The sequence below is a fragment of the Stappia sp. MMSF_3263 genome (genome assembly GCF_030733745.1).
Lineage (GTDB): Bacteria > Pseudomonadota > Alphaproteobacteria > Rhizobiales > Stappiaceae > Stappia.
The window spans coordinates 13,449-39,050 of record NZ_JASHIK010000028.1 but is presented as its reverse complement, the minus strand read 5'-3'; the positions used below and the strand labels follow the sequence as shown (position 1 = coordinate 39,050).

Annotated in this window: 20 protein-coding genes and 1 pseudogene; 6 read left to right on the top strand and 15 right to left on the bottom strand. The window is 61.0% G+C overall.

Annotated elements, in window-relative coordinates:
• Nucleotides 1-32 precede the first annotated feature (32 nt).
• The gene (locus RBB46_RS21330; protein WP_306031072.1) at nt 33-1,760 is read right to left on the bottom strand and encodes an amidohydrolase family protein; all 1,728 of its coding nucleotides are present in this window, start codon (nt 1,758-1,760) and stop codon (nt 33-35) included.
• A gap of 134 nt (nt 1,761-1,894) precedes the next feature.
• Between RBB46_RS21330 and RBB46_RS21325 the strand changes: the two genes are divergently transcribed.
• Entirely contained in the window at nt 1,895-2,797 is a 903-nt protein-coding gene (locus tag RBB46_RS21325; protein WP_306031071.1) for a LysR family transcriptional regulator, read from the top strand.
• 513 nt (nt 2,798-3,310) lie between these two features.
• Here RBB46_RS21325 and RBB46_RS21320 read toward each other — a convergent pair.
• The 9 genes from RBB46_RS21320 to RBB46_RS21280 form a co-directional block, all read right to left on the bottom strand.
• Complete coding sequence (locus RBB46_RS21320) at nt 3,311-5,287, bottom strand: TRAP transporter fused permease subunit (protein ID WP_306031070.1); 1,977 nt, start codon at nt 5,285-5,287, stop codon at nt 3,311-3,313.
• 88 nt (nt 5,288-5,375) lie between these two features.
• Nucleotides 5,376-6,365, bottom strand: a complete 990-nt coding sequence (locus RBB46_RS21315) for a TAXI family TRAP transporter solute-binding subunit (RefSeq protein WP_306031069.1) — start codon at nt 6,363-6,365, stop codon at nt 5,376-5,378.
• Nucleotides 6,366-6,600: 235 nt separating this feature from the next.
• Nucleotides 6,601-7,386, bottom strand: coding sequence for an SDR family NAD(P)-dependent oxidoreductase (locus RBB46_RS21310; RefSeq protein WP_306031068.1), 786 nt, complete (start codon nt 7,384-7,386; stop codon nt 6,601-6,603).
• The gene (locus RBB46_RS21305) at nt 7,383-8,483 is read right to left on the bottom strand and encodes an FAD-binding oxidoreductase (RefSeq protein WP_306031067.1); all 1,101 of its coding nucleotides are present in this window, start codon (nt 8,481-8,483) and stop codon (nt 7,383-7,385) included. The genes RBB46_RS21310 and RBB46_RS21305 overlap by 4 nt, the downstream gene beginning before the upstream one ends.
• Nucleotides 8,480-9,898: an NAD(P)/FAD-dependent oxidoreductase gene (locus tag RBB46_RS21300; RefSeq protein WP_306031066.1), complete on the bottom strand. Its 1,419-nt coding sequence runs from the start codon at nt 9,896-9,898 to the stop codon at nt 8,480-8,482. Before RBB46_RS21300 ends, RBB46_RS21305 begins: the two co-directional genes overlap by 4 nt.
• 7 nt (nt 9,899-9,905) lie before the next feature.
• Complete coding sequence (locus RBB46_RS21295) at nt 9,906-10,193, bottom strand: (2Fe-2S)-binding protein (RefSeq protein ID WP_306031065.1); 288 nt, start codon at nt 10,191-10,193, stop codon at nt 9,906-9,908.
• Entirely contained in the window at nt 10,190-11,089 is a 900-nt protein-coding gene (locus RBB46_RS21290) for a dihydrodipicolinate synthase family protein (RefSeq protein WP_306031064.1), read from the bottom strand. Before RBB46_RS21290 ends, RBB46_RS21295 begins: the two co-directional genes overlap by 4 nt.
• 12 nt (nt 11,090-11,101) lie before the next feature.
• Nucleotides 11,102-11,980, bottom strand: a complete 879-nt coding sequence (locus tag RBB46_RS21285) for an SMP-30/gluconolactonase/LRE family protein (RefSeq protein ID WP_306031063.1) — start codon at nt 11,978-11,980, stop codon at nt 11,102-11,104.
• The gene (locus RBB46_RS21280; protein ID WP_306031062.1) at nt 11,977-13,245 is read right to left on the bottom strand and encodes a CaiB/BaiF CoA-transferase family protein; all 1,269 of its coding nucleotides are present in this window, start codon (nt 13,243-13,245) and stop codon (nt 11,977-11,979) included. Before RBB46_RS21280 ends, RBB46_RS21285 begins: the two co-directional genes overlap by 4 nt.
• On the opposite strand from RBB46_RS21280, the gene RBB46_RS21275 reads away from it, so the two are divergent.
• A complete protein-coding gene (locus RBB46_RS21275; protein ID WP_336623188.1) occupies nt 13,244-14,581 on the top strand; it encodes an aspartate aminotransferase family protein in 1,338 nt (445 codons plus the stop codon). The genes RBB46_RS21280 and RBB46_RS21275 overlap by 2 nt on opposite strands.
• A complete protein-coding gene (locus tag RBB46_RS21270) occupies nt 14,578-15,453 on the top strand; it encodes a 3-keto-5-aminohexanoate cleavage protein (protein ID WP_306031060.1) in 876 nt (291 codons plus the stop codon). The genes RBB46_RS21275 and RBB46_RS21270 overlap by 4 nt, the downstream gene beginning before the upstream one ends.
• Nucleotides 15,454-15,461: 8 nt before the next feature.
• Here RBB46_RS21270 and RBB46_RS21265 read toward each other — a convergent pair whose 3' ends face one another.
• A complete protein-coding gene (locus tag RBB46_RS21265) occupies nt 15,462-16,253 on the bottom strand; it encodes an IclR family transcriptional regulator (RefSeq protein ID WP_306031059.1) in 792 nt (263 codons plus the stop codon).
• 95 nt (nt 16,254-16,348) lie between these two features.
• Between RBB46_RS21265 and RBB46_RS21260 the strand changes: the two genes are divergently transcribed.
• The 3 genes and pseudogenes from RBB46_RS21260 (at nt 16,349) to RBB46_RS21250 (ending at nt 18,385) form a co-directional block, all read left to right on the top strand.
• Nucleotides 16,349-16,489, top strand: a complete 141-nt coding sequence (locus RBB46_RS21260) for a hypothetical protein (protein ID WP_306031058.1) — start codon at nt 16,349-16,351, stop codon at nt 16,487-16,489.
• 1 nt (nt 16,490) lies between these two features.
• Nucleotides 16,491-16,850: pseudogene (locus RBB46_RS21255) on the top strand (DDE-type integrase/transposase/recombinase); the annotation flags it as partial.
• Nucleotides 16,851-17,194: 344 nt separating this feature from the next.
• On the top strand, nt 17,195-18,385 hold the full coding sequence (locus tag RBB46_RS21250; protein ID WP_306031057.1) for a site-specific integrase: 1,191 nt from the start codon (nt 17,195-17,197) through the stop codon (nt 18,383-18,385).
• Nucleotides 18,386-18,409: 24 nt separating this feature from the next.
• Here the strand turns inward: RBB46_RS21250 and RBB46_RS21245 are convergent, their stop codons facing one another.
• The 4 genes from RBB46_RS21245 to RBB46_RS21230 are packed head-to-tail and all read right to left on the bottom strand — an operon-like array spanning nt 18,410 to nt 25,600.
• Complete coding sequence (locus RBB46_RS21245) at nt 18,410-21,352, bottom strand: putative PEP-binding protein (protein ID WP_306031056.1); 2,943 nt, start codon at nt 21,350-21,352, stop codon at nt 18,410-18,412.
• Complete coding sequence (locus RBB46_RS21240; RefSeq protein WP_306031055.1) at nt 21,349-22,533, bottom strand: NUDIX domain-containing protein; 1,185 nt, start codon at nt 22,531-22,533, stop codon at nt 21,349-21,351. Before RBB46_RS21240 ends, RBB46_RS21245 begins: the two co-directional genes overlap by 4 nt.
• The gene (locus RBB46_RS21235) at nt 22,530-23,237 is read right to left on the bottom strand and encodes a gamma-glutamyl-gamma-aminobutyrate hydrolase family protein (RefSeq protein ID WP_306031054.1); all 708 of its coding nucleotides are present in this window, start codon (nt 23,235-23,237) and stop codon (nt 22,530-22,532) included. The genes RBB46_RS21240 and RBB46_RS21235 overlap by 4 nt, the downstream gene beginning before the upstream one ends.
• Nucleotides 23,234-25,600, bottom strand: coding sequence for a PEP-utilizing enzyme (locus RBB46_RS21230; protein ID WP_306031053.1), 2,367 nt, complete (start codon nt 25,598-25,600; stop codon nt 23,234-23,236). The genes RBB46_RS21235 and RBB46_RS21230 overlap by 4 nt, the downstream gene beginning before the upstream one ends.
• Nucleotides 25,601-25,602: the final 2 nt, after the last annotated feature.

Genomic DNA, 25,602 nt, shown 5'->3' with positions numbered 1-25,602 from the left:
GTCCGTCGACACGTCCCACGTCCCCGGTGGCGTCAGGCCATGAACCGGAACCGGTGCAACGAGATGAAAAGGCTCAGCAACTTGTTGACGACAGGCTCGCCCTCGTTGCGGTTGCCCAGTTCCTCCAGGGCCAGATCGATTGCGTTTGCACTGGACGTCAGCTCCTCGACGGACATGTTCGCCATGACCCCGTGGATCTCCAGCGGCATCACGGCCTTGTCGACCTTTCCGTCGGTCACGATGCAGGCACCGGAATAGGCGTCCACCCGCTTGATGCAGTGGCACATTTCCTCGCTGTCCTGCCCGACCACGACGAAATAGGGCTTCGGCGCCGGCCAGAACGTCGCGACCGCTCCGTGGTCCAGGTCAACCCCCTTGAACAACCCGTTGACGATGTGCCGTTCCCCGTCCGGGTACCTCTGCACGACCGACAGGCGGGAATGGGTGTTGCCCTCGACTTCCGGAACGATCTTCCCGTCCCTGAAGGGGACCCAGACTTCCCGGTAGAACTGGTCATGGCCGCGGCCGTAGACGTCGAACAGATAGACCTTGGCCTTCGTTCCGTCCTCGGACACTTCAATCGGCACGATGTCCAGCATCTGCGGCGTCAGATCGCCGGCACCGGCAACGCCCTTGGTGCACATGCCGGAATAGTCGATATCGGCGTTGCGCAGGAGCTTGCGGTCCCGGGCGATCAGTTCGCCATCCTTGAAGACATAGAGCGGGTTGATCCGCGACAGGCTGTCGGTCAGGACAATGTCCGCGAAACGGCCAGGCGTCAGGGAACCGATCTTGTCTTCCATGTGGAACGAGCGGGCGGTGTTGTAGGTCGCCATCTTGATGGCCTTGATCGGATTGATGCCCATCTCCGCGCAGAGCGAGATGATCCAGTCCATATGGCCCATCGTCCGCAGGCGCTCGATGGATATGTTGTCCGTGCAGAGCATGAAATTGTCGGTCGGGAACTTGCGGTCGACGATCGCCCGCAGCAACCTCTTGATGACCTCGCTGCTGCCCACGCCGAACTTGATATGCGTCGGGAACCCGTAGCGGATGCTCTTTTCGATGTCGTCCTCATTCCACACATCGTGGTTGTTGGAGACGCCGATCGCCGGCAGATAGTTCAGGATCATGTCGGAAAGGGCCGTCACGCCCCAATGCCCGTTCATGAAACCGCCCCGCTCGCGAACCCAGGCGGCCTTGCGGAAATCGTCGTCGTTTCCCGAGCTGTAGGTGAAGTGCTCGAACTCGCCCAGGCCGATGACGGGCTCCATGTCGAGCACCGCGCGGGTCACCGCTGCCGGCGTCTTCTTCCCGGGTGCGAACGCAAAGAGCCTGTAGGGCAGCTTCTCGTGGTCGCGGAACAGGTCTCTGGCAACCTCGGCGCCGTCATCGCCCGCCGCGCTGAGCAGATCGAGGCACTCGGCATAGATCGTGGTGGTTCCGCACGGGACCATCGCCTCTGCGAGGGCCGTCGGGTTGGCCAGCTGGGATTCGAAATGCAGGTGCGCGTCGATCAGCCCGGGGATCGCATACAGTCCCTTGCCGTCGAATGTCTCCTTCACGCGGGTGATCGCCTCATCCGGGTTCAGGGCGACAATCCGCTTGTCGTAGATCAGGATCGATCCCTGGTAGACGGTCTCTCCATGCACATCGAGAATGTTGAGGTTCTGGATGAGAAGATCCGCCTCCTTGTTCCCGTTGAGAATGTCGAAGATCGCACGAACCTTGTCGTAGTGACCGGTTGCAGCTTGGTTCACGGCTTCCCTCCCTTTGCAGCCCGATGACGTTGCGTGTTCCGGGGGCAGAAGACGGGATTGCAGCGCTTCAGAAAAGCAGTATTTTCCGTCCAAACCGCTCTCGTTTCGAGAGCGTTAAAAGGAGGAGATCCGCCATGCTGCACTCACGCGTGTTGCGCTATGTCGACGAGGTCGCGCGATGCGGTTCCATTCGCGGGGCGGGCGAACGTCTCAACATTGCGTCGTCGGCAATCAACAAGCATGTGCTGCAGCTGGAAGAGGCCATCGGCGAGCCGCTGTTCGAGCGGCTGCCCAGGGGACTGCGCCTGACGCCTGCGGGCGAAATTCTCCTCGCCCATATTCGCAGGACCATGAAGGAATACAGCCAGGTCGAAGCGGAAATCCGCGACCTGAAAACGCTTCAGGGCGGTGAAGTGATCATCGCGACGATGAACGGGCTTGCCGGCGGCATTGTGCCCAAGGCTGCGGCGAACTTTTGCGCCCGCCACCCGCATATCAAGATATCGATCCGGGTCATGTTCATCCGCGACATCCTGCAGTCGGTCCTGGACGGGGAGGCCGATCTGGGGTTCGCCTTCAATCTGCCTGCCTCGCCCCAGCTGGAGGAACTTGCGAGGCTGGACACCCGGCTCGGGGCCGTGGTTTCTCCGGACCACCCGCTGACCGGCACGGGCTCCCTGTCCCTTGCACATTGCCAGCCCTATCCGCTGATCTTTGCCGACAGGTCGATGCTCATTCACGGCATTGTCGCCGACGCGTTCGCGAGCGCCGGCCTCGATGTCGAGCCGACCTTCCTGACCAACTCCATCGAGACGATGAAATGTCTTGCCGCCTCCGGGGACGGCGTCGCCTTTCTCAGCAGGTTCGACATGGCGGAGGAACACCGCAACGGCGTCCTTCGCTACCTGCAGATCCGCGATCGCACGATGGGAAAGAACGTCCTTTCGCTCGTGCAACGGGGAAAACGCAGTCTCGGCCTGGCGACGTCCATGGTGGCGGAGGAGATCATGCGGGGACTTCGATCAACGGCGGACTGACCGGTTGGCGAATGACACACCCGCCTCGCCTCATCCGGTCTTTCAAGGAATTCACCGCCGCCGGAGCGAACGTACTCTGTGATTGACTTCGGGCACTGAGGGCATCGACGGGCCGCAGGCTGGATACACTGCACGAACCGGCTCCCAAACCAAAGGAGGCGCGGCCATGCACTGCTTCGATCAGAACGAAGACAAGCGCACGGAAGCCGCCGATATGATCACACCGCTGGAATCCTTATGCCTTCCGCGCAAACAGCACCCCACCGGGGGACACGGCGGCTGCAAGCGAATACGCGTGCGCAAGGGCGTAGCAGGTAGTCTTGGTGCGGGTGCGGGCCACAAGTGCAAAAACCCCCGCATCGCTAGCTGAGGGGGTTGTTGTTCTGTTTGGTTGCGGGGGCATGTACACATCTCAACTTGCGATCATCGCTGCCGGTCGACTTATCTGTTCGACAGCCCGTTGTCCCAAAACCTCTGACAACGGACAATAGTGACGTGGATTCGAGTGTGCGATCAAAGCACGACGGCTCTTTTCGAGGAAACAACCAGAACCGCTGCAACCACCGCCGTGATCCCGACGTAAATTGCCGCTTCGCTTGGCGTATCCGCAATCGAGGCCAGGAAGCTCGTGACGCTTAAAAGCGAGAAGCCACCGCGTTCGAGCAGGCTCAGGGGCCGGCGCCAGTATCCGATCAGCGCAATTTGCATCGCGCAGAGGCAAACACCCAAGGCAACGGTCGTCAGCACGACGACGTGGATCTGGTCATCCAACAGTCCGCCGAAGGCGAAGACGAAGGGCAGCAGGTAAAGCGCCTTGGCAATCTTCACGCTCAGCCAGCCGGTCTGCATTGGCGGCGCTCCGGCAATCCGGGCACCGACCATCGCGGTCATGCAGATCGGTGGAGTGATTGTCGAATCCTGCGCGAACCAGAAGATGATCAAATGCGCCGCCAGAAGCGAGACGCCCAGATCCTGCAAGAAGGGTGCGCCAAGCGCGGCAATGATGACATAGGAGGCCGTTACCGGCAGCCCCATGCCGACGAAGTAACTGATAAGCCCCAGCAGGATGATCGCGAACACCGCCGAACCACCGGAGAAAGTCAGCAGGATCGACGTGACCTTGGTCAGCAGACCGGTCTGTACCACCACGCCATAGATCAGGGCTGCGCTGGCCAGTAGCGCCGAGATGTTCAGCGCCGTCCGCGCCCCCGCTTCCAGCAGTGCAATCGTCTTGCGGAAATCCAGACGCGTGGACCGGCGCATCGTCGCGACAAGAAAGGTGCCGATGACGCAGGCCGCGGCGGCGAAGTATGGCGTATATCCAAGCAGCAGCAGGCCGATCAGGATCAGGATCGAACCCAGGATGTGCCAACCGCTGGCAAACACCGATACCAGGGTCGGAAGCTGTTCGCGCGGCAGCCCCTTCAGGTCCCGCTTGGCGGCGATGGTGTCGGTGAACACATAGAGGGTCAGGTAATACAGAATGGCCGGAGCAATCGAATACAGAAGGATCGTCGTCAGCGGCAATCCAGTCAGGTTGGCCATGATGAAGGCTCCGGCCCCCATGAGCGGCGGCGCCAGCGCGCCGCCCACCGAGGCCACCACCTCGATGGCGGCGGCCTCGACTGGTTTGTAGCCGGTGCGCTTCATCAGCGGGATCGTCATCACACCTGTGGTGGCGACGTTGGAGATTGAAGAGCCCGAAAGCATCCCCATCAATCCGGACGAGATCACCGCCACCTTCGCGGGTCCGCCGCGTCGGTGTCCGGCTACCGAGAGGGCCAGATTGGTGAAAATCACGTCACCGCCGGTGGCTCTGAGCAATACCCCGAACAGGAGGAATGCAAAGAGAAACGTGGCCATGATCCCGGTGATGAAATTGAACAGCCCGCTGGTGTCCATGTAGAGCGTTTCGATCAACTCATCGAGCTTGATGCCGCGATGCTGGAACAGCCCTGGCCAATAGGGTCCGGTAACGGCGTAGACAACGAAGACAAGGTTCAATCCCACGATCACGCCGCCAACCGTGCGACGCGTCGCCTCGAAGGTCACGACCAGCGCGATGACGCCCAGGACGATATCGTAGTTCGGGATGGGATCGAAACCCACGTAACGGTCAAGCCAACGTTCCTGCGAGATGACGGCCCACCCGAATGCGATCACCGCAAGCGCGGCGAGCCCCCAGTCGAGCATCGAGGGTCCATCCTTCCGGCTGCGGTGAAGCGCCGGGTAGAGCAGCAAGCTGAGCGGAACCGCGAAGGCGAGGTAAAGGCCCCGGCTGGCAATCTCACCAATCGTCGTGCGAAAGGCGAAAAATAGCGTGAGGACAGTCAGGGCAGCGCAGGCGATCCGGATGACATGCCGGGTCAGACCGTGCGTTCGGCGCTGTTCGGCGGGGATGATCGAGGCCTCGAACTCGGCCTGCGACAGGGCGGGAATATCGAGAGGCGCTTCACTCACGGGAGCATCAACTGCCGTTGTATCCGTCATCATGACCCCTGTGCCCGGTGGTATTGCCGTTGTTGTTGGATCGCCCCGGGACGAGATCCCGGGGCGGTGGCCTCAAGTCAGGCCGGTTTCATTTGATCCAACCGACTTCGCGGTAATACTTCTCCGCACCCGGATGCAGGGGGATCGGCGCGCCGATGGCCATGTCCTTCGGCTCCCAGTTGGCAAACCCGCTGTAGGCCGACACCAGGCGCGGCTTGTTCTCTGCCATGCGCTTGACCATTTCATAGACCATGTCGTCGTCCATCGACGCGTTGGTGATCACCAGCGTCGACAGGTCGAGCGACGGCACCACTTCGGTCTGGCCGGCATAGGTATTGGCCGGGATGTCGTAGGCCACATAGCCCCAGTTCTTGATCATTTTCTGGCGGATATCCTCGGGAATGGCGTAGAGACGCGAACTGCGTGTCGCCAGCGCCTGCTGGAAGTCGCTCGCCCCGGTGCCGACCGTATTTGTATAGACGTCGATCTGCCGGTTCAGGAATGCATCCAGCAGGCCTTCCTGCGCGCCTTCCATGACAAACCCGCCATTGCGCTCGACCGCCGCGAAATCCGCGCCATTCTCCATCAGGATCTTCTCAATGCCGAACAGATTGGATGATCCTTTCGCCCCGACACCGATTCGCAGTTTCCCGCCGTCCTTGACGTTGGAAAACACGGTATCGGGCACATCACCGGCCAGGACGATCTGGACGGTGTTTGGCACCACGCTGGCGACAACGCGCAGATCCTTCAGACCGTCACGCTTGAGCACCGGGTTATTTCCTTCGTACACCGCGAGAAGGAAGGGACCGTAGGAAAGCCCGAAGTCCACTTGCCCCGAACCGACAGCCAGTGCGTTACCGATGGCGCCCTTGCCTGGCAGCGTGCTGACCGGCTGGCCTTCGTAGGCCTGGTTGACCATGTCGGAAATCGCGGTGGCCGTCGGGTACCAGGTGCCCGTCGGACCGCCCGAAATAAAGGATGCAACCGCATGCGTCTTGTCTTGCGCCAGGGCCGGAGCGGTCGTGGCCAATCCGACGACAGCTATGGCTGCAAGAAGATGTGTGATCTGTTTCAACGGCTTCTCCTGTCGTTAAGTGATCGCGTTTTCGATCTTTTCCAACTTGCAGCTACAGCGCACGCCGTTCTGACGACATTAATATACGAGACGTAGTTTTGCATATCAAACGAAAAGTGCTCTGCTTCGGCACTTCTGCGATTGGTGGAACTTGCCCGTCGCAGCGATTGCGCCTCGCCAGCATGCCCCGATGCCCGAAGGATCGCTGCACGGCTCGGGCACAGGCCGGGCAAGGTCAAAACCGCCCGCAGTCGACCTTCATCTTGTCGCCGGTGATCGCCGATGACAGGTCGGAGGCATAGTAGAGCGCGGCGCGGCCGACCTCTTCAGGGGCAACCCACCGTTTCAGCGCGGCAACGTCGGTGTAGTTCTCGCGCTCGATCTCCTCGACCGGGCGTCCCTCCGCTTCGGATCGCCGTTTCAGGATCCGATCCATGTTCTCGCCAGAGACCGCACCTGGCATCAACGCATTGACCCGAACCCCGACGCTCCCAAGCTCGCGGGCCATGGTCTCGGTGATGCCAATGAGGGCGAACTTCGAAGCGACATAGGCCGAGCGCATCGGATAGCCTTCGATGCCCATGAGCGACGACATGTTGATGATCGACCCCGAACGCTGCGCGCTCATGATCCGGGCCGCTTCCTGGAGACAGTACATCGCACCGACCAGGTTGATGTTCAGACAATTTATCCAGTCCGCCATGTCGACCTCGGCGACCGGCGCGATCGGGCCGGGACCGCCAGCGTTGTTCAGCAGAACATCGACCCGCCCGGTAATTGCGAGCGCCTCGGCGAACATGCTCCTGACCTGCGCTTGATCCGCAACATCGCAGGCGATCGCATGACCGCCGATCGCGTCGGCGACCCGTTTGATCGGCTCGATCCGGCGCCCGGTGACGACGACCTTGGCGCCCGCCGTGGCAAAGACCCGGGCGGTGGCTTCGCCGATCCCGCTGCCGCCGCCGGTGACGACGGCAAGCTTGCCGTCCAAGCGGGAAAGATCGTTGAAACCAGCGCTCATGTCGCGTCCTTTTCGAAATCTCGCCCCGGATCGAACACGGGCATTTCAGGGCTGTGCCCCAGGATGAACTCACCCATCAGCCGGCCGATATAGGGGCCGATGGTATAGCCGCCGCGCACGCAGCCCAGCACGAACGCGTCCGGCACGCCGGGCAGCTCTCCGGCAAGCGGGTAGAAGTCGGGCACGTTGGCTTCAAAGCCGGTCCAGCTGCGGAGAACCCGCGCCTGCCCCAGTTCCGGCAGGGCGAACTGAGCCAGCGACAGGTTCGGGATGAGACTGTCGGCGGTGACTTCGCCCCTGCCTTCCTGCGGCGTGCCGCGCCCCTGCCAGCCACCGCCGATCAGGATGGTGCCGTTGCCCTTCTGCTTCATGGTCAGCAAACCGGTCGCGTGGCCGATGACCGTCGTTAACAGCGGCGGCATCCGTTCCGTCACCGAAACCGTGTTGATCCGGGCATCGACCGGCAGATCGACGCCAAGCATCGCGGCCACGGGTTTCAGCCAGGCCCCCGCCGCGAGCAGGATCCGCCTGGCCTTTATTGCCGGACCACCGGTGTGCAGCACGAAGCCCTGCGTATCGCGGGTGATGGACGTCACCGCGCATCGCTCGCGATATGGCACCGAAGCCTCGCGCAGGCGTCCGCGATAATACTGGCCGGTCAGCGAGGAGTTCGCATAGCCGTCCTCGCGGCAATAGCTCGCCGCCAGCACGCGGCGGGTCAGATTCGGCTCGGCGGTCAGGATCTGGTTGTTCGTCACGAACTCAATCGGCGCGCCGGCTTCGGCCTTGAGCGTCTGGCGTTCCGTCAGCAGCTCCGCCTCGCGCTCGGTGAAGGCGAGCGTATAGCCACCGGTGCGGCGAAAGCCGACCGCATCCCCCATGCGCGCCCACTCCTCATGGCCCTTCAGCGCATAAGGCATCAGCCTGACCCGCTTGATCTGCAACGAGAGTGTGCCCGCGTTGACGCCGGATGCCCCCTGCCCCAGGTCGCCACGGTCGAGCACGATCGGCGCCATACCGCCCGAGGCCAGGCGCAGGGCCGCGGCGCAACCCATGATGCCGCCGCCGATTACCGCGATGTCGTGGTTCTCGCTCATAGCGGTGCCGGTTTCGGCATGGGCAGATCGTCATAGTCGAAGTCGCCCGCCAGAGCGGACACCGGAACCGGGCGTATCGGTGGCCGCGGCGTTGGTGGCGCGATCTCGGACAAAGCCCGGTTTTCATGCAGCGCGATAAGCCGGGCCACAGATGATTGGCAGTATTTGCCGCCACAAGGCCCCATGCCCGCACGCTGTCCGGACTTGACCGCATTGCTGCTGACCGCGCCCGACTCGATCTCGACCTCGATGGTACGCCGGGTGAGGCTTTCACAGCGGCACACGATCGTGTCGGGCGTTGCCAAGCCGATCGGGTCCGCACGCAGAGCCGACAGGACGGTCATCGCCTCGCCAAAACGCGACGCACGGCGATAGGCCCTTTCCAGAGCCGGATCGGATGCGCTGGCCTGCCCGATATGGCGCAAGGCGGTCCGGGCGACGATCTGGCCGTGCAATTCGGCCGCGACCGCGCCTCTGATGCCACAACCGTCTCCCGCGAGAAACAGTCCTTCGCGAGCAGTGCTGCCGTCCAATTCGGCTTCGGAAACCCACCCGCCGAGCTCAGGTCGGTACCGGATCGCCACGCCGGCCAGTTGCGCCGCCTCGGTCGATGGGGCAAGACCGCCCCCGAGGCAGACGGAATCCGCCGCGATCCCGATGTCACCCGGAAGCGGCGTGCCATCGGCCGCCAGACGGCATAGGGTGACACCGGTGACCTGATCGTCTCCGGAAACGGATTTCACGGCATGGCCCCAGTAGATCGGCACGCCGGCCAGCATCAGGTCGGCGACCCAGCGCCCGCCACGCCACAGCAGGTCGGGTCGCGCCACCATAGACGGCAGGCGTGCCAGCCAGTCGGCGCGGGTGTTGGGTGTAACAACCGCCGCCACCGTTCCCCCCAGTCGGCGAATTTCGCTGGCCACGAAGAATACCAGCGGCCCGGCGCCCGCAACCACGCTCGCCCGGCCAGGCAGCCGGATCGACTGTTTGAACAGCGCCGTTGCACCGGCAAGTCCGATGACACCCGGAGTGGTCCACCCCCGAACCGGCTGCGCCTCCTCGCGCGCGCCCGTGGCCAGTATGACGGCACGGCTATGCAGGCGACCTGCGGCGCCATTGCGCAGGGTATGTATGACCCAATGCTCGCCCTGCCTTTCGATCTGCCAGACCCGCGTGTCGGTCATCTGCCTGACACCGCTTGCGGCGAGCCTCTCGCGCAGATTGTCGCCGGAACGGCTCTCGGGGGTCGCCGGGGCCGACAGGATGGATCTGTCCTTGGCGCGCCAGACCTGTCCGCCCGCCTGGCCCTGCTCGTCAATCAGCAAGGACCGACACTCCGCCTGGCCGACGACCAGAGCTGCGGTCGCACCAGCCGGGCCGGCACCGACGATAGAAATATCGACTATGTCCCGCATCGGATCGTCACCGCCGCGACTTGACAACAAGGCCGGACGATACCGTGAGACGGCAGCTTTCAACACTCTGCCCATCCACGAAGACCACGCATTCCTGGCACAAGGCCATCATGCAGAACGCGCCTCTGGGAGCACCGTCGCCCGGTGCGTTCCGCAGATGCAGAACTCCCGCCTGCATCAGCGCCGCGGCAAGATTCTCGCCCGCGCACCCCATCAACGCGACCCCGTCGAAGGTGAAAGGCACCTTCTCAGTGCGTTGGATCCGGGCGGAGTGATCGGGAACGAGGCGGATCATCTGTAGCTGATCCCCAGCGCGTCAAAGGTGCGCCGGATCTTGTCGAGATCCTGCCCGCTCAGCGGCAGGACCGGATCGCGCGGCACGCCCGCCGGTTGGCCGATCAGGTTCAACGCCGCCTTGAAGGCCGCGGGCCACGTGCCTGTCCCCATTAGCGTCTCGTAAATGACCGTCAGCTGGTAGTGCGCCTTGCGATAGGTCTCGTCAGGCGTGGAAGTCCCGACTTCCTGCATCTGCGAGGGAAGCAGATCGGTAAACTCGGGGCCGGTGGCGATGAAACCCTTCGCGCCCAGCGCAAAGGCCGGCAGGATATAGTGGCACGGGCCGGTCATCACCGACATCTTCCCGCCCAAACGTGCAAGCAGGTGTGTATGATAGAAGAAGTCGCGCTGGCTTTCCTTGATGCCGATGACGTTATGCGCGTTTACCAGCGTCTCGGTCTGGTCCACGGTCAGCGAGAAGCCCATCCGACGCGGCGAGTTATACAGGACCAGCGGCAGCCCGGTCGCCGCCGAGATCTTGTCGAAGCGGGCCATCAATTCCGCTTCCGAAGCCTTCAGGACATAGGTCTGCGGCATCGACAGCAGCACATCCGCCCCGTTCTCTTCCGCCGCCCGTACGTATCCCAGGCAGGCTTCGATCGTAGGGGCCGAAATGCCCATCATTACCCCAACACGACCTCGGGACGTATCCTTGGCCAGGCGCACGAGCCGACCACGTTCCGCAGCGGTCAGGGCCCAGCTCTCGCCGTTGTCGCCGGCGATGCAGATGCTGGTCGCCCCCCGTCCGATCAGGAACTCGAACAGCTCGACAAAGGCGTCCTCCATGATTTCGCCCTTCGCGGAAAAAGGCGTGGCGATTGCGGGGACATAGCCGTGCAGGTCATCTTTGTTCATTGAAGGGTTCCGTCAGTCGGGGATTGCTGCTGTGAAAACGGTGCCGGTCTGGGCATCGACGATGAAAAGGCGGGACGGTTCGTCCGGGCTGAAGACGACCGAGGTGGTCCAGAGACCTTCGGGCAGCCGGATCTCTGCGACCGGATCTCCCAGGGCATCGAAGACATAGGCGCGCCCGGCCTGGGCCTGCGCGACGGCGAGCCAGCCGCGGGTGTTGGTGGCCAGACCATCAGGCCCGAGACCGCCGGACAGCTGCAGGAAGACCCCGACCATCGGCTGGCCCATGGCGGGCAGGTGCGACGACAGCCGCCAGACCTGATTGGCACGGGTTGCGGCGACATAGACCCAGGCACCGTCGGGCGACAGACAGATACCGTTGGAATAGGGCACGCAATCGAGCACCAGCCGCAGTTCGCTGTCCGGCATCCGGCACCAGACCCTGCCCCGCTGGTCGCTCAGCGAGGTGCGGCCGCTGTCAGTGAACCAGAGCCGGCCATCCGGCCCGTAGCACATGTCGGAAAGACCCAGGAAACCGCAAGATTCGGCCCCGGTCTCAAGAACCGTGAAGCCGCTTTCGTCCCTCAACTCGATCACCCCGTGGCGATAGTCCACGGCGATGTGCCGCCCGTCGGGCGCAATTCGCATGGCATGTGGCTCACCGTCGATCCGGTGAACCATCGTCCATTCGTCGCCGGGCGTAACCCGGAACACCCGGCCATAGGGCACGTCGCAGAGCCAGAGGTTGCGCTCGGCATCGAAGAAGGCAGCCTCAAGGAAGGAGTGCATCGGTTGCCCGGGGCGGGTCATCTTCGCCCAGGCGGAGGGTTCGCCCCGGTGCCGCAACTTGTCGGGAAGCCGGAAGGCTGGTTCGGCGATGAGGCGCGGCGTCATCGCACCACCCCTGCCGCGATCAGGGCATCGATCTCGGAACCGGGCAATCCTGCCTCCAGCAACACCGCCTGGCTGTGCGCGCCCAGCTCGGGAGGCGCCATCGTGACGTCAGGTCCGCCCCGCGACATCGTGTAGCCTGCCACCGGCAGACGGACCGAAGGATCATCCGGCGACACCGTGAAATAGCCCCGCTCCGCCAGCTGGCGCGAAGCGACCGCCTCACCAAGCGCGACGATCCGTTCCGCCGGCACGTCCGCGCTGTCGAGCATACCGACCCATTCCTCTGCACCCCGCTGCCGAAAGATCTCCTGAAGCATGGCCCGGATCACGGCGGAATTGGCCCAGACATCAGGCCAATCCCTGATCTCATCGAGAATCGGCAGCGAATGTCCGGCCTTGGCCAGGCAGCGACCGAGTTTGCGATATTGGGCCGGCCTGAATGCACCCAGCATCAGTGGTCCGGTGGCCGTCTCGTAAGCCGCGATCCCGGCTTCTTCCCGCTTCGGAGCGGCCGGCGCCACCTGAAGAGCGGCCGCTTCGGGGGCCATCAGCGACATGGCCACCTCGAGCATCGACACGCTGATATGACAGCCCTCACCGGTCCGCTGGCGTTGCACGACTGCCGCAGCAATCGCGAAGGCGGCCGCATATCCGGCGGCATAGTCGACAAACGACAGGCCGGGCTTTTGCCCCGCGCTTTGGGAGATGATCCCGGAGGCGGCCTGGATCGTGTTGTCATAGGCTCCCTTACGCGCCTTCGACCCGGTTTCTCCGTATCCCGTCATTGAACAGTGGATCAACCGGGGATTGATCCCACGCAAAGTGTCGTAGCCAAGGTTCAGCGCGTCCAGTGTTCCCGTGCTGTAATTCTCGATGAAGACATCCGCCGTATCCACGAGTTTCTGCAAGGCAGCCGCTCCGCGCGGGTCCGTCAGGTCGAGCGCAAGCGACCGCTTGTTCGCGCCCTGCACCTGATAGGTCAGCCCGACTTCGCGTGCGTTCAGCGCCGGCACCGGGCCGCGTCCGCGCGCGCAATCGGGCGTCTGCGGGTTTTCGACCTTGATGACGTCCGCGCCAAGCAAAGCAAACTGATAGCCGCAGAACGGAGCCGCGAGCACCTGCGACACCTCGATGATCCGCAGCCCCTCCAGTGCACCTACCAAGTCAAGCTCCTCAATTTTTCGGCTCTTGGAGAATTTTCCTTGAGCTTGCTGATTTCGTTTAATATACAAAACACATGTCCATATGCAAGACGGAATGAACATGTCCAGTGTGCTCCACCGCAACCTGAAATCAACCCTTCCCTCAGTTGTTGGCGGCGAAGGCAATTACCTCGTGGACGATGCGGGGAATCGGTATCTGGATGCCTGTGGCGGTGCGGCAGTATCCTGCCTTGGCCATGACAATGCCAAAGTGATTGCCGCTCTGAAGCATCAACTTGACCAGGTGTCCTTCGCCCATACGTCCTTTTTCACCAATGCACCTGCCGAGGAACTCGCCAAATTCCTGGTCGATCGCGCACCGGAAGGCACTGGCGCCGGGCGTGTGATGTTCCTGGGCAGCGGCTCGGAAGCGATGGAAGCCGCCCTGAAGCTCGCGCGGCAATACCACCTGGAACGCGGCCAGCCCGAGCGCATCCGGATCATTGCGCGTTCACCCAGCTACCATGGAAACACCCTTGGCGCCCTCGCCACCGGCGGCCACGCCGGCCGGCGCGCACCGTTTCAGCCGCTGCTCATGGAGGTTGACCACATTGAGGCTCCCTATGCCTATCGCCTGCGCGAGAGCGGCGAAGCCGAAGCGGATTACGCGCGCCGGATGGCCAACCTGCTGGAGGCGAAGATCCTCGAGCTCGGCCCCCGAAACGTCATGGCCTTCGTGGCCGAGCCGGTGGTGGGTGCATCGCTGGGAACGCAGCCTGCGCCCGCCGGCTATTTCAAGAGGATCCGCGAAATCTGCGACGCGCACGGCGTCCTGTTCATCGCCGACGAGGTCATGTGCGGCATGGGTCGCACCGGATCTCCGTTCGCGCTCGAACAGGAAGGCATCTGCGCCGACATCACCACGCTGGCCAAGGGCCTGGGCGCCGGCTACCAGCCGATCGCGGCGGTCATGGCTGCCGAGAAGGTGATTGCCGCCATCGAAACCGGCAGCGGAACTTTGTGGAACGGGCACACTTACATGTCCCACGCGGTCGCAACGGCGGGAGCCCTGGCCGTCCAGCAGGTGATCGAAGACGATGGGCTGTTAGCCAATGTCCGTGCCAGGGGCGAGCAGCTGCAACAGGCGCTCCATTTCCGTCTGGCCCAACACCCCAATGTCGGCGACATTCGCGGCCGGGGCCTGTTCTGGTCGATTGAAGCGGTCGCCGACCGCGACACCAAGGCCCCCTTCCCCGTCGAACGCTCCGTCGCGCAGAACATCCAGGCCGAGTCATTCGCCCGCGGGGTAATGACCTACTCGGCGCAGGGCTGTGCTGATGGGCGGCTAGGTGACCACGTCCTCCTCGCGCCAGCCTATACATCGACGCCGGACGAGATCGAGCACATCGCCGATACGCTCGCCGCAGCGGTTCATGCCGCACTGGACACCCGAGCATGAGCAGGAAGACGATCCTTACCGCCGCGATCACCGGCAACCTGATGACACCCGAGATCAGCCCCTACCTGCCGGTCACGCCGGAGCAGATTGCGCGTCAGGCGCTGGATGCGGCGGCGGCGGGGGCGGCAATCGTACACTTGCACGTCCGCGATCCGGAAACGGCGAAAGGGTCGATGGATCTGACGCTCTACCGCGAACTCGTCGACCGGATCCGCTCGGAGAACAGCGAAGTCCTGCTCAACTTGACGACGGGTGAAGGTGGTCGCTTCATTCCGTCGGACGATAATCCGAAGGTAGCCGCACCCGGCTCGACCCTTTGTACACCCGAACGCCGGGTTGCCCATATCGAGGCCCTCCTTCCCGACATCTGCACGCTGGACTTCAACACCATGTGGTCCGGCCAAGCCAGTGTGATCAACAGCCCGCGCAACCTTGCCACAATGGCCGAGAGGATAATCTCCGCCGGCGTGAGACCGGAAATCGAGATCTTCGATTCCGGCGATCTGCACATGGTCAAGGATTTCGTGGCGCGCGGCGTTCTGACAGCGCCGCTTATGGTACAGATGGTCTTGGGCGTCCGGTTCGGCGCCGTCGCCAACCCCGAGACAATGGCCTATCTCGTCGGCCAACTTCCCGCCGGCAGCGAATGGGCCGCCTTCGGAATCGGCAGAATGGCCTTTCCGATGCTCGCGCAAGCCTTTCTGCTGGGAGGACACTGCCGTATTGGGATGGAGGACACGGCCTACATCGACCGCGGCGAACATTGCCGGTCAAATGCCCAACTGGTGGAGAAGGCAATCAGGATCATACGCGATCTTGGCGGCGACATTGCCACTCCTGCCGAGGCCCGCGCGATTCTCGCGCTGGCCTGATGCCTTCCTCAGTTGTCGCCCAGATACCCGAGCCCACGCGAGATCTGGAGCGCGGTCGCCCGCGTTTCGGCGATGTACAGGCTATCCAGCTGATCGAAGTCGAACCCACTGTCCGGCCCGGAGACGTTGACGCAGGCGACTACCCGGCCGGTGTTGTTGCGCACCGGCGCCGCGACGCTCGACCCGCCCGGCTCGTGAAAGCCGCGCGAGAAGACATAGCCCTGCTCCCGCACGCTGGCGACCTTGGCTTTCAGCTCGGTATAGGTCGTCGGCGTATGCTCGGTCGTGGGCACCATCTTTTGGCCGGCGCAGAAGGCCTTCAGCTCGGCATCGTCCAGCGCCGTCAACAGTACCCATCCAACCGGAATGACATAGGCCTTCACCCGCGTCCCTGTCACCATGTTGGAGACATAGCCGGTCCTGGCCTGGTGGCTGCCTAGGTACAGAACATCCTGCCCTTCCAGCACGCTGAGATGTGCGCTGACGCCAGTTTTGTCCCGCAGGCTGGCCAGGTGCGGACGGGCGATCGTGGCGATCGGCTGCTGATTCAGATAGGCGAAGCCGAGGTTCAGAACCCTTGCGCCAAGAGTATAGGTGTCCTTCTGCTCGCCTTCCTTGAGAAATTCCATGTGGCGCAGCGTATAGACCAGGCGAAAGGCCGATGACCGGCTCAACCCCATAGCGCGGCCGATATCGCTGATCGACATTGCCTCCCCCGCCCCGCCGAGTAGCTCGAGCACTTTGAGACCTCGATGCAATCCGGGGACGAAGTAGACCTTGTGATTGGGGGAGTCGGTCATGTCAGCTCGATCAGGAGATGGCCTTTCGATTGTTTTAGATGCAAAACGCATTGCCCGCAATGGAGAGGGTGTCCGTTGTCAGAGGTTTTGGGACAATGGCCGAGCTGATCTGGTGGAGGGTCTGGACCATCAAGATCATTTTAGGCGGCGGCTTTGCGGTGAAGCAAGCGTCCTTGCCTCATGGTTTCGGGTTTGATCCCTTCCCTTCTCAGACACCTTGTGACCTGCTCCCCTGAGGTGAGCTGGAAGAAGCTCTAACGCCTCTATCGCGAGGAAAAGCTGACGGGGAGGAAGCGTGGCGGCCGCAAGCGAGCCCTGGGTACGCGGGCGTCGATGGCGACCCCTTAGGATCCCGATCAGCGCCGGTCGCTGTACATCTTTTCCGACACGCTGGTTGGCGGACGTCGCTTCCGCATCCTGTGCGTCATCGATGACTTCAGCCGGGAATGCCTGGCGACCGTTGCCGATAACTCTATCTCGCGTCAGCGTGTCGCCCGTGAACTGGACGCCGTCGCTGCACTGCGCGGCTATCCCTTGCTGGCGGCCGGCGACAATGGCACCGAACTCAACGCCAATGCGATGCTGAAGTGGCAGCAAGGTCCGCAAAGGACCACAACGTGAAGCGGAAACTTGTAGACGCGGAAAAAACGGGGAGCAGGCCACCAGAAACAAAAAAACCGCCAACTCAATGAGTTGGCGGTTCTATCTTGGTTGCGGGGGCAGGATTTGAACCTGCGACCTTCAGGTTATGAGTTTGTTCAGAGCGGTTTTCGCCGCGTTATCCCTTTCTTCGATATCGCAGCCGAACACGCCCTAACATAATGTTTTTATTGACGAATTGTCCAGTCGGGGTTACGCTATCTTGCGACCAAGAACTCCATCGTTTTCTCATAGATGATTCCGATGTGATTCCGGAGATTCCAGCGTTCACGAGGTGTTCCATGCCGAAGATCACGAAACGTTCCGTTGATGCCGCGACACCAGCGGACAAGGAGTTTTTCCTTTGGGATGACGAGCTGAAGGGCTTCGGCCTGCGTGTCTATCCCTCCGGACGGAAGATGTACCTTGCTCAGTTCCGTATCGGCGGCCGACTGCGCCGCGTGAACATTGGCCTTCACGGCGCACTGACGCCGGAACTCGCCCGCACCGAGGCAATGAAGCATCTTTCCAATGTCCGATTGGGCGGCGATCCCGCGACCGACCGCGACAAGCGCAAAGCCTCGCCGACCATGAAGGAATTCGGCAAGCGCTTTCTCGAAGAACACGTTGCGGTGCATTGCAAGTCGTCCACCTACGGCGAATACAAGCGTTCGGTCGAGTTGTTTATCAATCCCAAGCTGGGTTCACATCGCATTATCGATGTCACGCGTGCCGACGTGGTTGGGCTTCATCAATCAATGAAGAACGTTCCCTATCAGGCTAACCGTACGCTCGGCGTTCTCTCAATCATGTTCACCGTCGCCCACACCTGGGGTGTGCGAACGGATGGCATGAACCCTTGCTGGAAAGTGAAACGTTACAAGGAGGTCAAGCGCGAGCGCTACCTCACGCCTGACGAACTCGCCAGCCTCGGCAAGGTCTTGCGTGAGGCCGACGAAGAGCCGGAAGCCGCAAACTGCATCCGCCTCCTTTTGTTGACCGGATGCCGACTAGGGGAAATCCAGACCCTCAAATGGGATTATGTCGACCTTGAAGGCGGAGTGCTTCGCCTCCCCGATTCCAAAACCGGCGCCAAGTTGGTGCCGATCGGCAAGACGGTTATCGAGGTGTTGAGGACCATTCCCAAGGTAAAGAACAATCCCTACGTTATCACTGGGAGGATCGAAGGACAGCACCTCACCGATATGCAGAAGCCGTGGCGACGACTGCGCAAACGTGCCGGCCTCGACGGCCTGCGCATACATGACCTACGGCATTCGTTCGCGTCGGACGCGCTTCAACTCGGACAAGATCTGACTATGATCGGTAAGCTCCTTGGGCATACCCAAATTCAGACCACCGCCCGCTACGCACATCTTAAGACAGACCCCATTCGCGCCGCGGCCAACACGGTATCGGATGCTATCGCAGCAGCACTTGCCGGATACATACCCTGTGACAAACAAGATGAGAACAAACAGGACGTTGCTTAATAAGATCGGTCGATTGCCCACATGCTACGACGTGACGTTCCAAGCTATGTCCAGGGGAAGATCCATGTCCACGACCTTAAGCTCTGATGGAACATCTGGGTCGAAATAACCCTCGATTGCGAACTGTTCCAAACCGAGCATCGCAGAAACTATGCGGCCAGCGCCCAATAGCCAGCGCTTATGCGACGAGACGAGGTTCTTCAGCCCTTTCATCACTTTGTGTGATTTCGCGATTCTATGTTCGAACCGAAAATGGCCGTCTGTATCCAGGCGTGCAACGGCAATGGGATGTTGTCCACGCTCTGCCTCGAACACATACATCGCCTGCCCCCATCCTGCCTCGACCAGCAGACCCTCTGCACCAAAGACCGCACGGAAACAGAGTTGATCAGCGTTTTGTTGCGGGAAAACGTGCAGCGTCGCCAAATTATCAAAAGCGGCAATGAAGTTTCTCAGCTGATCGTCATTCCATGTGCTTTCCAGCGCCTCACTACGCGCATGACAGGAGATTCCTATAGGAAACTGCGAAATTCGCACGGTCTCGGGTCCGTCCATCAAATTTTGAGCATAGGAAGATACCTGTTCCGCGTCCCAATTCGGCGCGAAGAACTTGCCCTGCAACTCCCCGAAAAGCGCCGATACCAGCCGCTTCTTCAACACCTTCCAGTTTTGCATGTCGTCCTTGTCGGACATCGGCGCGACGATTGAAAACCACTTCAATGCCGCTTCAGCTGCAAGATCTGTATGTCCGATACGAACAGCGGTGGTGGCTCGCCTCGTCATATGATGGGTGTGCTTCAACGATGCGTTTCGCGGAAACCCAAGGCCCTTGGCCAATCTCGTTTTTTCACTGGCGGACGAAATCACCGCTGAGGCCCAATCTGCCTCCGGGACGGACACGTACACATTGTCGTTCTGGACGGAGATGGTATAAGCAGAAGCACTGTTGGCAGCCTCGCCGCAAAGGAAAACAGGGCCTTTAGCGCCGGAGGACCGCAACGTAGCGATCGTGTTTTTGACGAGCCTCCCAACCACCGGCACATCCAAAGCGGAGAAGGGATCTTTTCCCAAAAGACCCGCCGCCACGTAGTAGTGGCCAAAAGAATCCCAGCTACTGCGCTCGAGGCCATAGACCGACGCTGTCAAATCATTCAGGCCGAAGCTGAACACCTCAGCATACATTGGAAGCAGCGGCGCATGTGCGCACATGCGCGGTGTTTCGATCATCACGCCGAACCGCAACGCATCGGCAGCACCGGAATGGTTACCCAAGCTGGTGTCGAAAAGGCGCCGAACGGCGGCCACTTCCGAAAGTCCAAAGACCGACGGAACGGTTATGGCGACATTTGTTGAACCTTGGCGGGAATGGCGGGCTGTGACGCGGACCGCCATATCCACCTGCCATCGATAGAATCCGTTCGCCAGCGCCCAACGCGGGCCGCGCAGGCCGCGGCTATCGACCGTTCTCGAGCCCAAGTTTGCGTCAGGATGACCCGCCAAGACCTCGTGGAGATCCGCATCCATGAGACGGTAGTTGACGAGTTCTCCGTCAGCAGTTTCAAGCATGGTGTCAAGCGACGCTTCCATCCGGTCAGCGACTGGTTGAGGTACCGGCTTTTCGCTTTCGGCAGCCCCAAACCGGGCCAGATAGTCAAGAAAGATCGGTGCTTCCGGCGAGTTTTGAATCTGCATTTCGGAACGACAGAGTCCAATAGACCGTCCAGAGATCTTTTCAGTTGGTACGCCCGCCGCAAGGGCAACCGGAGTTGCATAGCGTCGAAACAAGCGTGGCCCGATGAAACGCGTAGTCGACTGCTCGGGCTGGGATTTGCCGACGATAAGCGCGCCAAGAGATTCGCTGAGCGTTACGATGGTTCCGTCGGATGGCCATGCTGGGGATTTCTGCTGCACATTGGAAAGGACTGCGAGTCCGGCGGTTCGTGCCAGAATCGTGATGTGGGAGGCAGGGCCATCTTGGCGTAGGGCGAGCGCGGCAATTCCAGACAGCAAATGTGCCTGTGACGGACGCAATCTGTCCAAGACCAAAATAGGCGCCTCGCCCGCCGTCCTGAATTTGATCGCGGTCTCAAGGGATGTCGCCAATGGACCATAAGCCCATCGATCACCTTGCGCGTGACCAGTCGCCAAAGCCTCAGTGCCAGCGGTCAGCGATTGCCGCGGAAAAGGAGTGCAGTTCGCGACAATGCCATTCGGCAAGGGTCGCCCATCGGCGAGCAGCTTTGCCAACAGTTCGGTATTGCGGTTTTCGCTATCGTCACTGACGCAAATATCCACGAGGTGACCACCGGCATTTCGCCCGGCGAACCGCGCCTCAAAAGCAAACGGCCATATTCTTGCGAGCTGCATCGCCAGGGCAGCGGCCCAACTGGGAGGTTGATCCCCGAAACTAATCCGATCGCTGTTTGAAGTGGCAACGCCCCAGGCTTCTTCGTGATCGGGTCTTACGCTCAGGGTGATGATGTCAAACCCGGCGCTTAGCCAGGCGCCAATTGAAGGGCGAACCGATAGGAATTCGAACGGATCTTCCCCGCCCACGTTTTGGCCAAACGTTTCTGCTCGAAAGAGTATTCGCAAGCTGGATGCGATTTCCCGGATGGCGGCCGGTCCGGGCGTGAACGAAAATCTGGCCTCCCGAGCGGACCCATCGCTGTAGCAGATGTCTACAATTGCGCTGGGAAGCAGCCGGGAATTCAGTCGGAGGGGGGTCTCAAATGCACTCCAAACCGGATTCTGCTTCAACACAGCCGCGATGGATGCGATGGCTTCATCGTACGGTGCCTGAAGGAGCGAAGCAGGAAGGACTTCCGGCAACGCGACAGGAATTCCACCGTTTTGGGCAGTTTCCAGAATGCCGATTGTGTTTCCGGACAGGGGCTCTTCGGCCGGCGAGATTCCGTACTCCTGGTTCAAAAATCCAGCTGCGAATTGCTGGCCACCCGAGGTCATGATACGGCCCGTTCAAGAGCTTGTCGCTCCTCGGCGAAACGCATGCCATCAACGCCGTCCGATACCATCACCCATGCAGCAACCTCGTGTTCCGAGTCTGGTACAGGCGGGCTTTCGCTTTCGGCGGCCATTCGGAAAAAGAAGCAGCGTTCGAGCCAGCTTCTGCCGCCGTAATCATAGGTCCATTCGGCGATATCGACGCGTTCCTCGATCTTCACGGGCACGCCGGCCTCCTCCAGGACCTCTCTCCTTGCCGCGTCTTCGACAGCCTCTCCCGGCTCAAGCATTCCCTTGGGAATCCGCCAGCCGCCTTTTTCGCCGCTCCCGACCAGCAACACTTCGCGGTGGTCGCCGCTGCCGCGTATTGCCACTCCGCCGGCGGAGATCACGGTTGGCCTGGTTGTGAGGACCTTAAGATCGAACACGTGCGGTTTGGGCTCTAGCGCCAGTTGGCGCGCGGCCGCCAGGTCGCGCGGTGTGTCGAACTCAAACCAACCTCCCTCAATTTCTATGGGCTGAACAGCATATCCACGATCGATTGCCTCCTGAAGAAAGTCGGTAAGATACGCCTGAACGAAGCTTGATGAATTGCGCCAGGGTGCCCCGGCCGTCATATCAAGAAGTTCGTCATACATCCGCATGAGCTGTTGGAAGATGGGCAGTTTGAAATAGACCAGGCCAATATATTGCGCGTCTGGCCTTTGTCCCGGCGAAACTAGTTGACCAAGTTCGACTAGACGACCATCGACGACGCGGCAGCTCTCTGCAATTTCAAGCGGGTCATCGGCGCGCAACGCGAAGAGTTCTTGCCAGTGCTGGTCGACCACCACACCGACATCTCCCGTGAACTCTAGCACCTTTTGCACGACGCGCGGTTCGAGCAGCAAGTCGCAATAAGCAACGATCACATCGTCACGGACCAGATGGCGAACCTCGTGAAGGGTATGGACCATGTTTGGAGAGTCGATCACTTCTGTATAGGCTACTGACGGACTGAGAACAGTTCCGCCTTGAGCACCACGCACCAGGTTGATGTCGGTGACGTTTTGCAAATGAAACACGTTCACCAGATGCTGAGCGAGCGACAGACCCTCGATCTCCAACATCCATTTTGGGCCGAAACCGCTCTGCGTGCCGAGACGGGAGCCTCGACCCGCGCCTAGAAGGATGACCTGGGTCATGACTGACGTCTCCTTGCCGCTTCAACCAACCATTGGAAAAGGGCCAAATCGGGAGCTCTATTTGGTCCGACCCATTCGGGATGCCAAATCACACCGATACAGGGCCACTCAGTCGCTTCGAACGCCTCAATTGTGCCGTCCGGTGCCCATGCCGTCGCATCCAGGCCAGGGGCCAAGCGCGCGATTAATGCCGAATGCCGGCTCAGAACCATGTGCTTCTCGCGGCTTCCCAGGGCCTTCCACAAAATGCTGTTCGGGCGGATTTGTACGTCGTGGAGCGCTTCGCGGTCGGTACCATGATCACAATTCGACAAATCCGCTCGGCTGGTCATGGCGCCTCCCATCACTCCGTTGATCAACTGCGCGCCCCGGCATATCGCCAGTAACGGAATCTGATGCTCACGGCAGAGCAGCGCGACGTCAGCTTCAAAAGCGTCCCTCCGGTGATCTTGGGAGGATGCCGGCCGCGCGTTGTCCCACCACTCGGATCGGGAGGGGTCGTCACCCCCCGTGAACACGACCCCATCAAACAAGATCAGGGTATCCGCCTGCACGCCATAAGGCACAATGACCGGATCGGCCCCACTTGATGAAATCGCTTCAAGGTAGGGTTCGAATGCACCCAGGAACGGGCGTGAGCGCCCTTGCACGGCCAGAGCGCGAGCAACGACACCGATGACGGGTTTTTTAGGGGCCGCGGTCAAGGAAAGAGCCTCCCAACTTCATTCCAGATCTCACCGTGTCCGGCATCTATTGTTATCTTTTCGGAACCCGCGATGCTGTCAAACAACCTCGCGCCGCATCCCAGCGCGGCCGGGATACGGAATTCTGCGCAACGCACGCCCATATGTGAAAATTCTCCGCCGTAGGCCGAGATCAGGCCCGCAAGTGGCTGGGCGAATATCCAGTCAAATCCAGGATCAGGTGCTTCAATGGCGACAACGACCCCGTTAAGTTCGGTATCCAGCGGTCCATCCCCGGTCACGACTTGTAGCGGACCCTGGCTCAGATTGGCACCTATGAAGGTGGGACGCGGTTCCAGCTCCCTCACGACGTAAAGGTCGTTCTTGTCGAGTATTATGTCAGGCAGGTGCCATTTGGTCGGGGGCGGCAAGACCTGAATGGCCGCGTCGACCCCGTTGGCAAACGAATGCCAATTGTCTGCAGCATCCATCAGATTGAGTATGCGGGAAATCCGGAGTGCCCGAAGTTGACGTCGATCCAAACCGGTCCACTCGGCGACCTTTGCCAGGGTCTGTAGTATATCTGACAGCAGAGCGGTGAAGCCAAACTTCAACTCCTCGCGCCCGCGGTATGCGTCGGCAGCGATCTCCCAGAACTCGGGCTGGGAAAGTTTCACACCGATTGTTTTGAGCCACGATGGGAGACACACCGAGTATGGAGCGGCGGTGGGCGTGCCCCGGCTGCGCAGACTTGGGGGGCCAGCGATCTTGGGCTGCTCGTCATAGCGAAGCGACTCCAAACTATAAGTTCTCGGCCGCAAATGTCCGTAGCGACGGTCAAAAGTACGTCGTTGAAGTGTGCCTTCTTCCAGCTTGGCGAGATCATGGGCGAGTTTGCCGGCTATTGTGTTCAGACCCGCTTCCCATTCTTGCACTGCGTCTGCATGGAGTGCCCCTTGCTCGACAAGTTGATTGACGATGAATCGAAATGTGAATGCGATCCGGGCCTGTCTGGAAAAGGGGATTGTCCCCTTCGTCCGGCACATTTCCAGGGCCGCTTTGATCTCGCTCGAGACCTTGTGAGGTGGCGCTTCCGCCCCAAGCTTGGCCAAGCGGCGCCTGGCCAAGCGCAAATCGCTCATACCTGCGCGGTCCGCGCGAAGGTGCTCACCTGCTTCCCGGATGGTATCGCGGGTCACTCGCTTGAGCGCCACGAACAAGCGATTCACGCCGTCAACATCGAAACCGCGGTCGAGCAAGTGTGCTCTTGTCGTTTCCTCGTCGATTGGAGAGGCAGACCACATGATGCGGAATTCGACTTTATCATGAAGCTCGGGCGCCGATCCGAGAAGCTTCATACGATCTTCCAGGAGCGCGTTGACCAGCCCTACAGGCAATCCGCGTGGCAGGAGGGTACGAAAGCTCTCTCGTAGTCTCACATAGGGCTGCCCACCGAGTTCGACGGTCAGTTGACGCATGTCGGGTTTGTGCCAGCCGAGAGACACGCGACCATCGGCCCACGCGCCGGACATAAGCAATTCATCGTAAAGTGAGACATCGAGCGGCTTGGGATCGCGCCCCAACATCTCCATCGGATTCCAATCCGCCATGACGGACAACGGTCCATTGGATTCAATGGATGCCGCGGCCAGCTCCATCTGGTGACAGCTCGGGGTCAGACCTTCGGCGGATAGGAGGGGCCGTCGGTCGGCGCGGACTTGAAAGACATGGAGGGCGCCGGCGTCGTCGAAAGCAAATTCCACAAAAAACGGCGCGGCGAAGTTTTCGCTTATCAGGGCCATCGCGTCGCGTAATTTCCGCCAAAACACAGGCATTTCGACATGACACCGGCTGAGGTGAACTCGCTGAACGTCCATTCCCGATGTAACGGCATCAGTTCGCCCGCAGCGGTCGTCATACTCGACCTCCAAATAGGCGTTTTCATCCTCGCTCACGCTGCACACACCGCTCATTTTCGGTCGCAGCAGCTGGGTCTGTACTATCACCTTGTGGCGGAGCCGGTTGTGATCGGTCCGGCGCAGGTAAGATTGACAGACTCGATCTATCGCCTTTTCCAATTCTGTGGAGGCGGTCGTATTGACGCCGAGTACGCTATCAAAAAAGCCAGGCGGCTCGTTTTGGTTTGCGTCTTCCAATGCCGCACAGCTACGGACAACGACAACAGGTCCGAGCCGAGCGTCAATGAGGTCACGCAGGACGCGCTTTCGGTTGCTGTCCCAATCGGCAACCTCAAATGCAAAGAACGGCAGGATTCGAAGCGCCTCCGCATCAATGCCGCAAAGGCGCTCGAGTCCGTTAAGTTTCGGCCAAGTTGAGTCTAGCACCGTGCCGCCATTTCCATTGACGCCTGCGTTCGCAAGCATTT

Coding starts and splice junctions, on each gene's coding strand:
- RBB46_RS21310 (WP_306031068.1), bottom strand. CDS start 7,386: ATGAGCGCTGGTTTCAACGATCTTTCCCGCTTGGACGGCAAGCTTGCC.
- RBB46_RS21245 (WP_306031056.1), bottom strand. CDS start 21,352: ATGACCTCGGGTGGCCAGCAATTCGCAGCTGGATTTTTGAACCAGGAG.
- RBB46_RS21230 (WP_306031053.1), bottom strand. CDS start 25,600: ATGCTTGCGAACGCAGGCGTCAATGGAAATGGCGGCACGGTGCTAGAC.
- RBB46_RS21275 (WP_336623188.1), top strand. CDS start 13,244: ATGTCCAGTGTGCTCCACCGCAACCTGAAATCAACCCTTCCCTCAGTT.
- RBB46_RS21240 (WP_306031055.1), bottom strand. CDS start 22,533: ATGACCCAGGTCATCCTTCTAGGCGCGGGTCGAGGCTCCCGTCTCGGC.
- RBB46_RS21295 (WP_306031065.1), bottom strand. CDS start 10,193: ATGATCCGCCTCGTTCCCGATCACTCCGCCCGGATCCAACGCACTGAG.
- RBB46_RS21305 (WP_306031067.1), bottom strand. CDS start 8,483: ATGAGCGAGAACCACGACATCGCGGTAATCGGCGGCGGCATCATGGGT.
- RBB46_RS21250 (WP_306031057.1), top strand. CDS start 17,195: ATGCCGAAGATCACGAAACGTTCCGTTGATGCCGCGACACCAGCGGAC.
- RBB46_RS21270 (WP_306031060.1), top strand. CDS start 14,578: ATGAGCAGGAAGACGATCCTTACCGCCGCGATCACCGGCAACCTGATG.
- RBB46_RS21300 (WP_306031066.1), bottom strand. CDS start 9,898: ATGCGGGACATAGTCGATATTTCTATCGTCGGTGCCGGCCCGGCTGGT.
- RBB46_RS21260 (WP_306031058.1), top strand. CDS start 16,349: ATGGCCGAGCTGATCTGGTGGAGGGTCTGGACCATCAAGATCATTTTA.
- RBB46_RS21325 (WP_306031071.1), top strand. CDS start 1,895: ATGCTGCACTCACGCGTGTTGCGCTATGTCGACGAGGTCGCGCGATGC.
- RBB46_RS21280 (WP_306031062.1), bottom strand. CDS start 13,245: ATGTTCATTCCGTCTTGCATATGGACATGTGTTTTGTATATTAAACGA.
- RBB46_RS21320 (WP_306031070.1), bottom strand. CDS start 5,287: ATGACGGATACAACGGCAGTTGATGCTCCCGTGAGTGAAGCGCCTCTC.
- RBB46_RS21265 (WP_306031059.1), bottom strand. CDS start 16,253: ATGACCGACTCCCCCAATCACAAGGTCTACTTCGTCCCCGGATTGCAT.
- RBB46_RS21285 (WP_306031063.1), bottom strand. CDS start 11,980: ATGACGCCGCGCCTCATCGCCGAACCAGCCTTCCGGCTTCCCGACAAG.
- RBB46_RS21290 (WP_306031064.1), bottom strand. CDS start 11,089: ATGAACAAAGATGACCTGCACGGCTATGTCCCCGCAATCGCCACGCCT.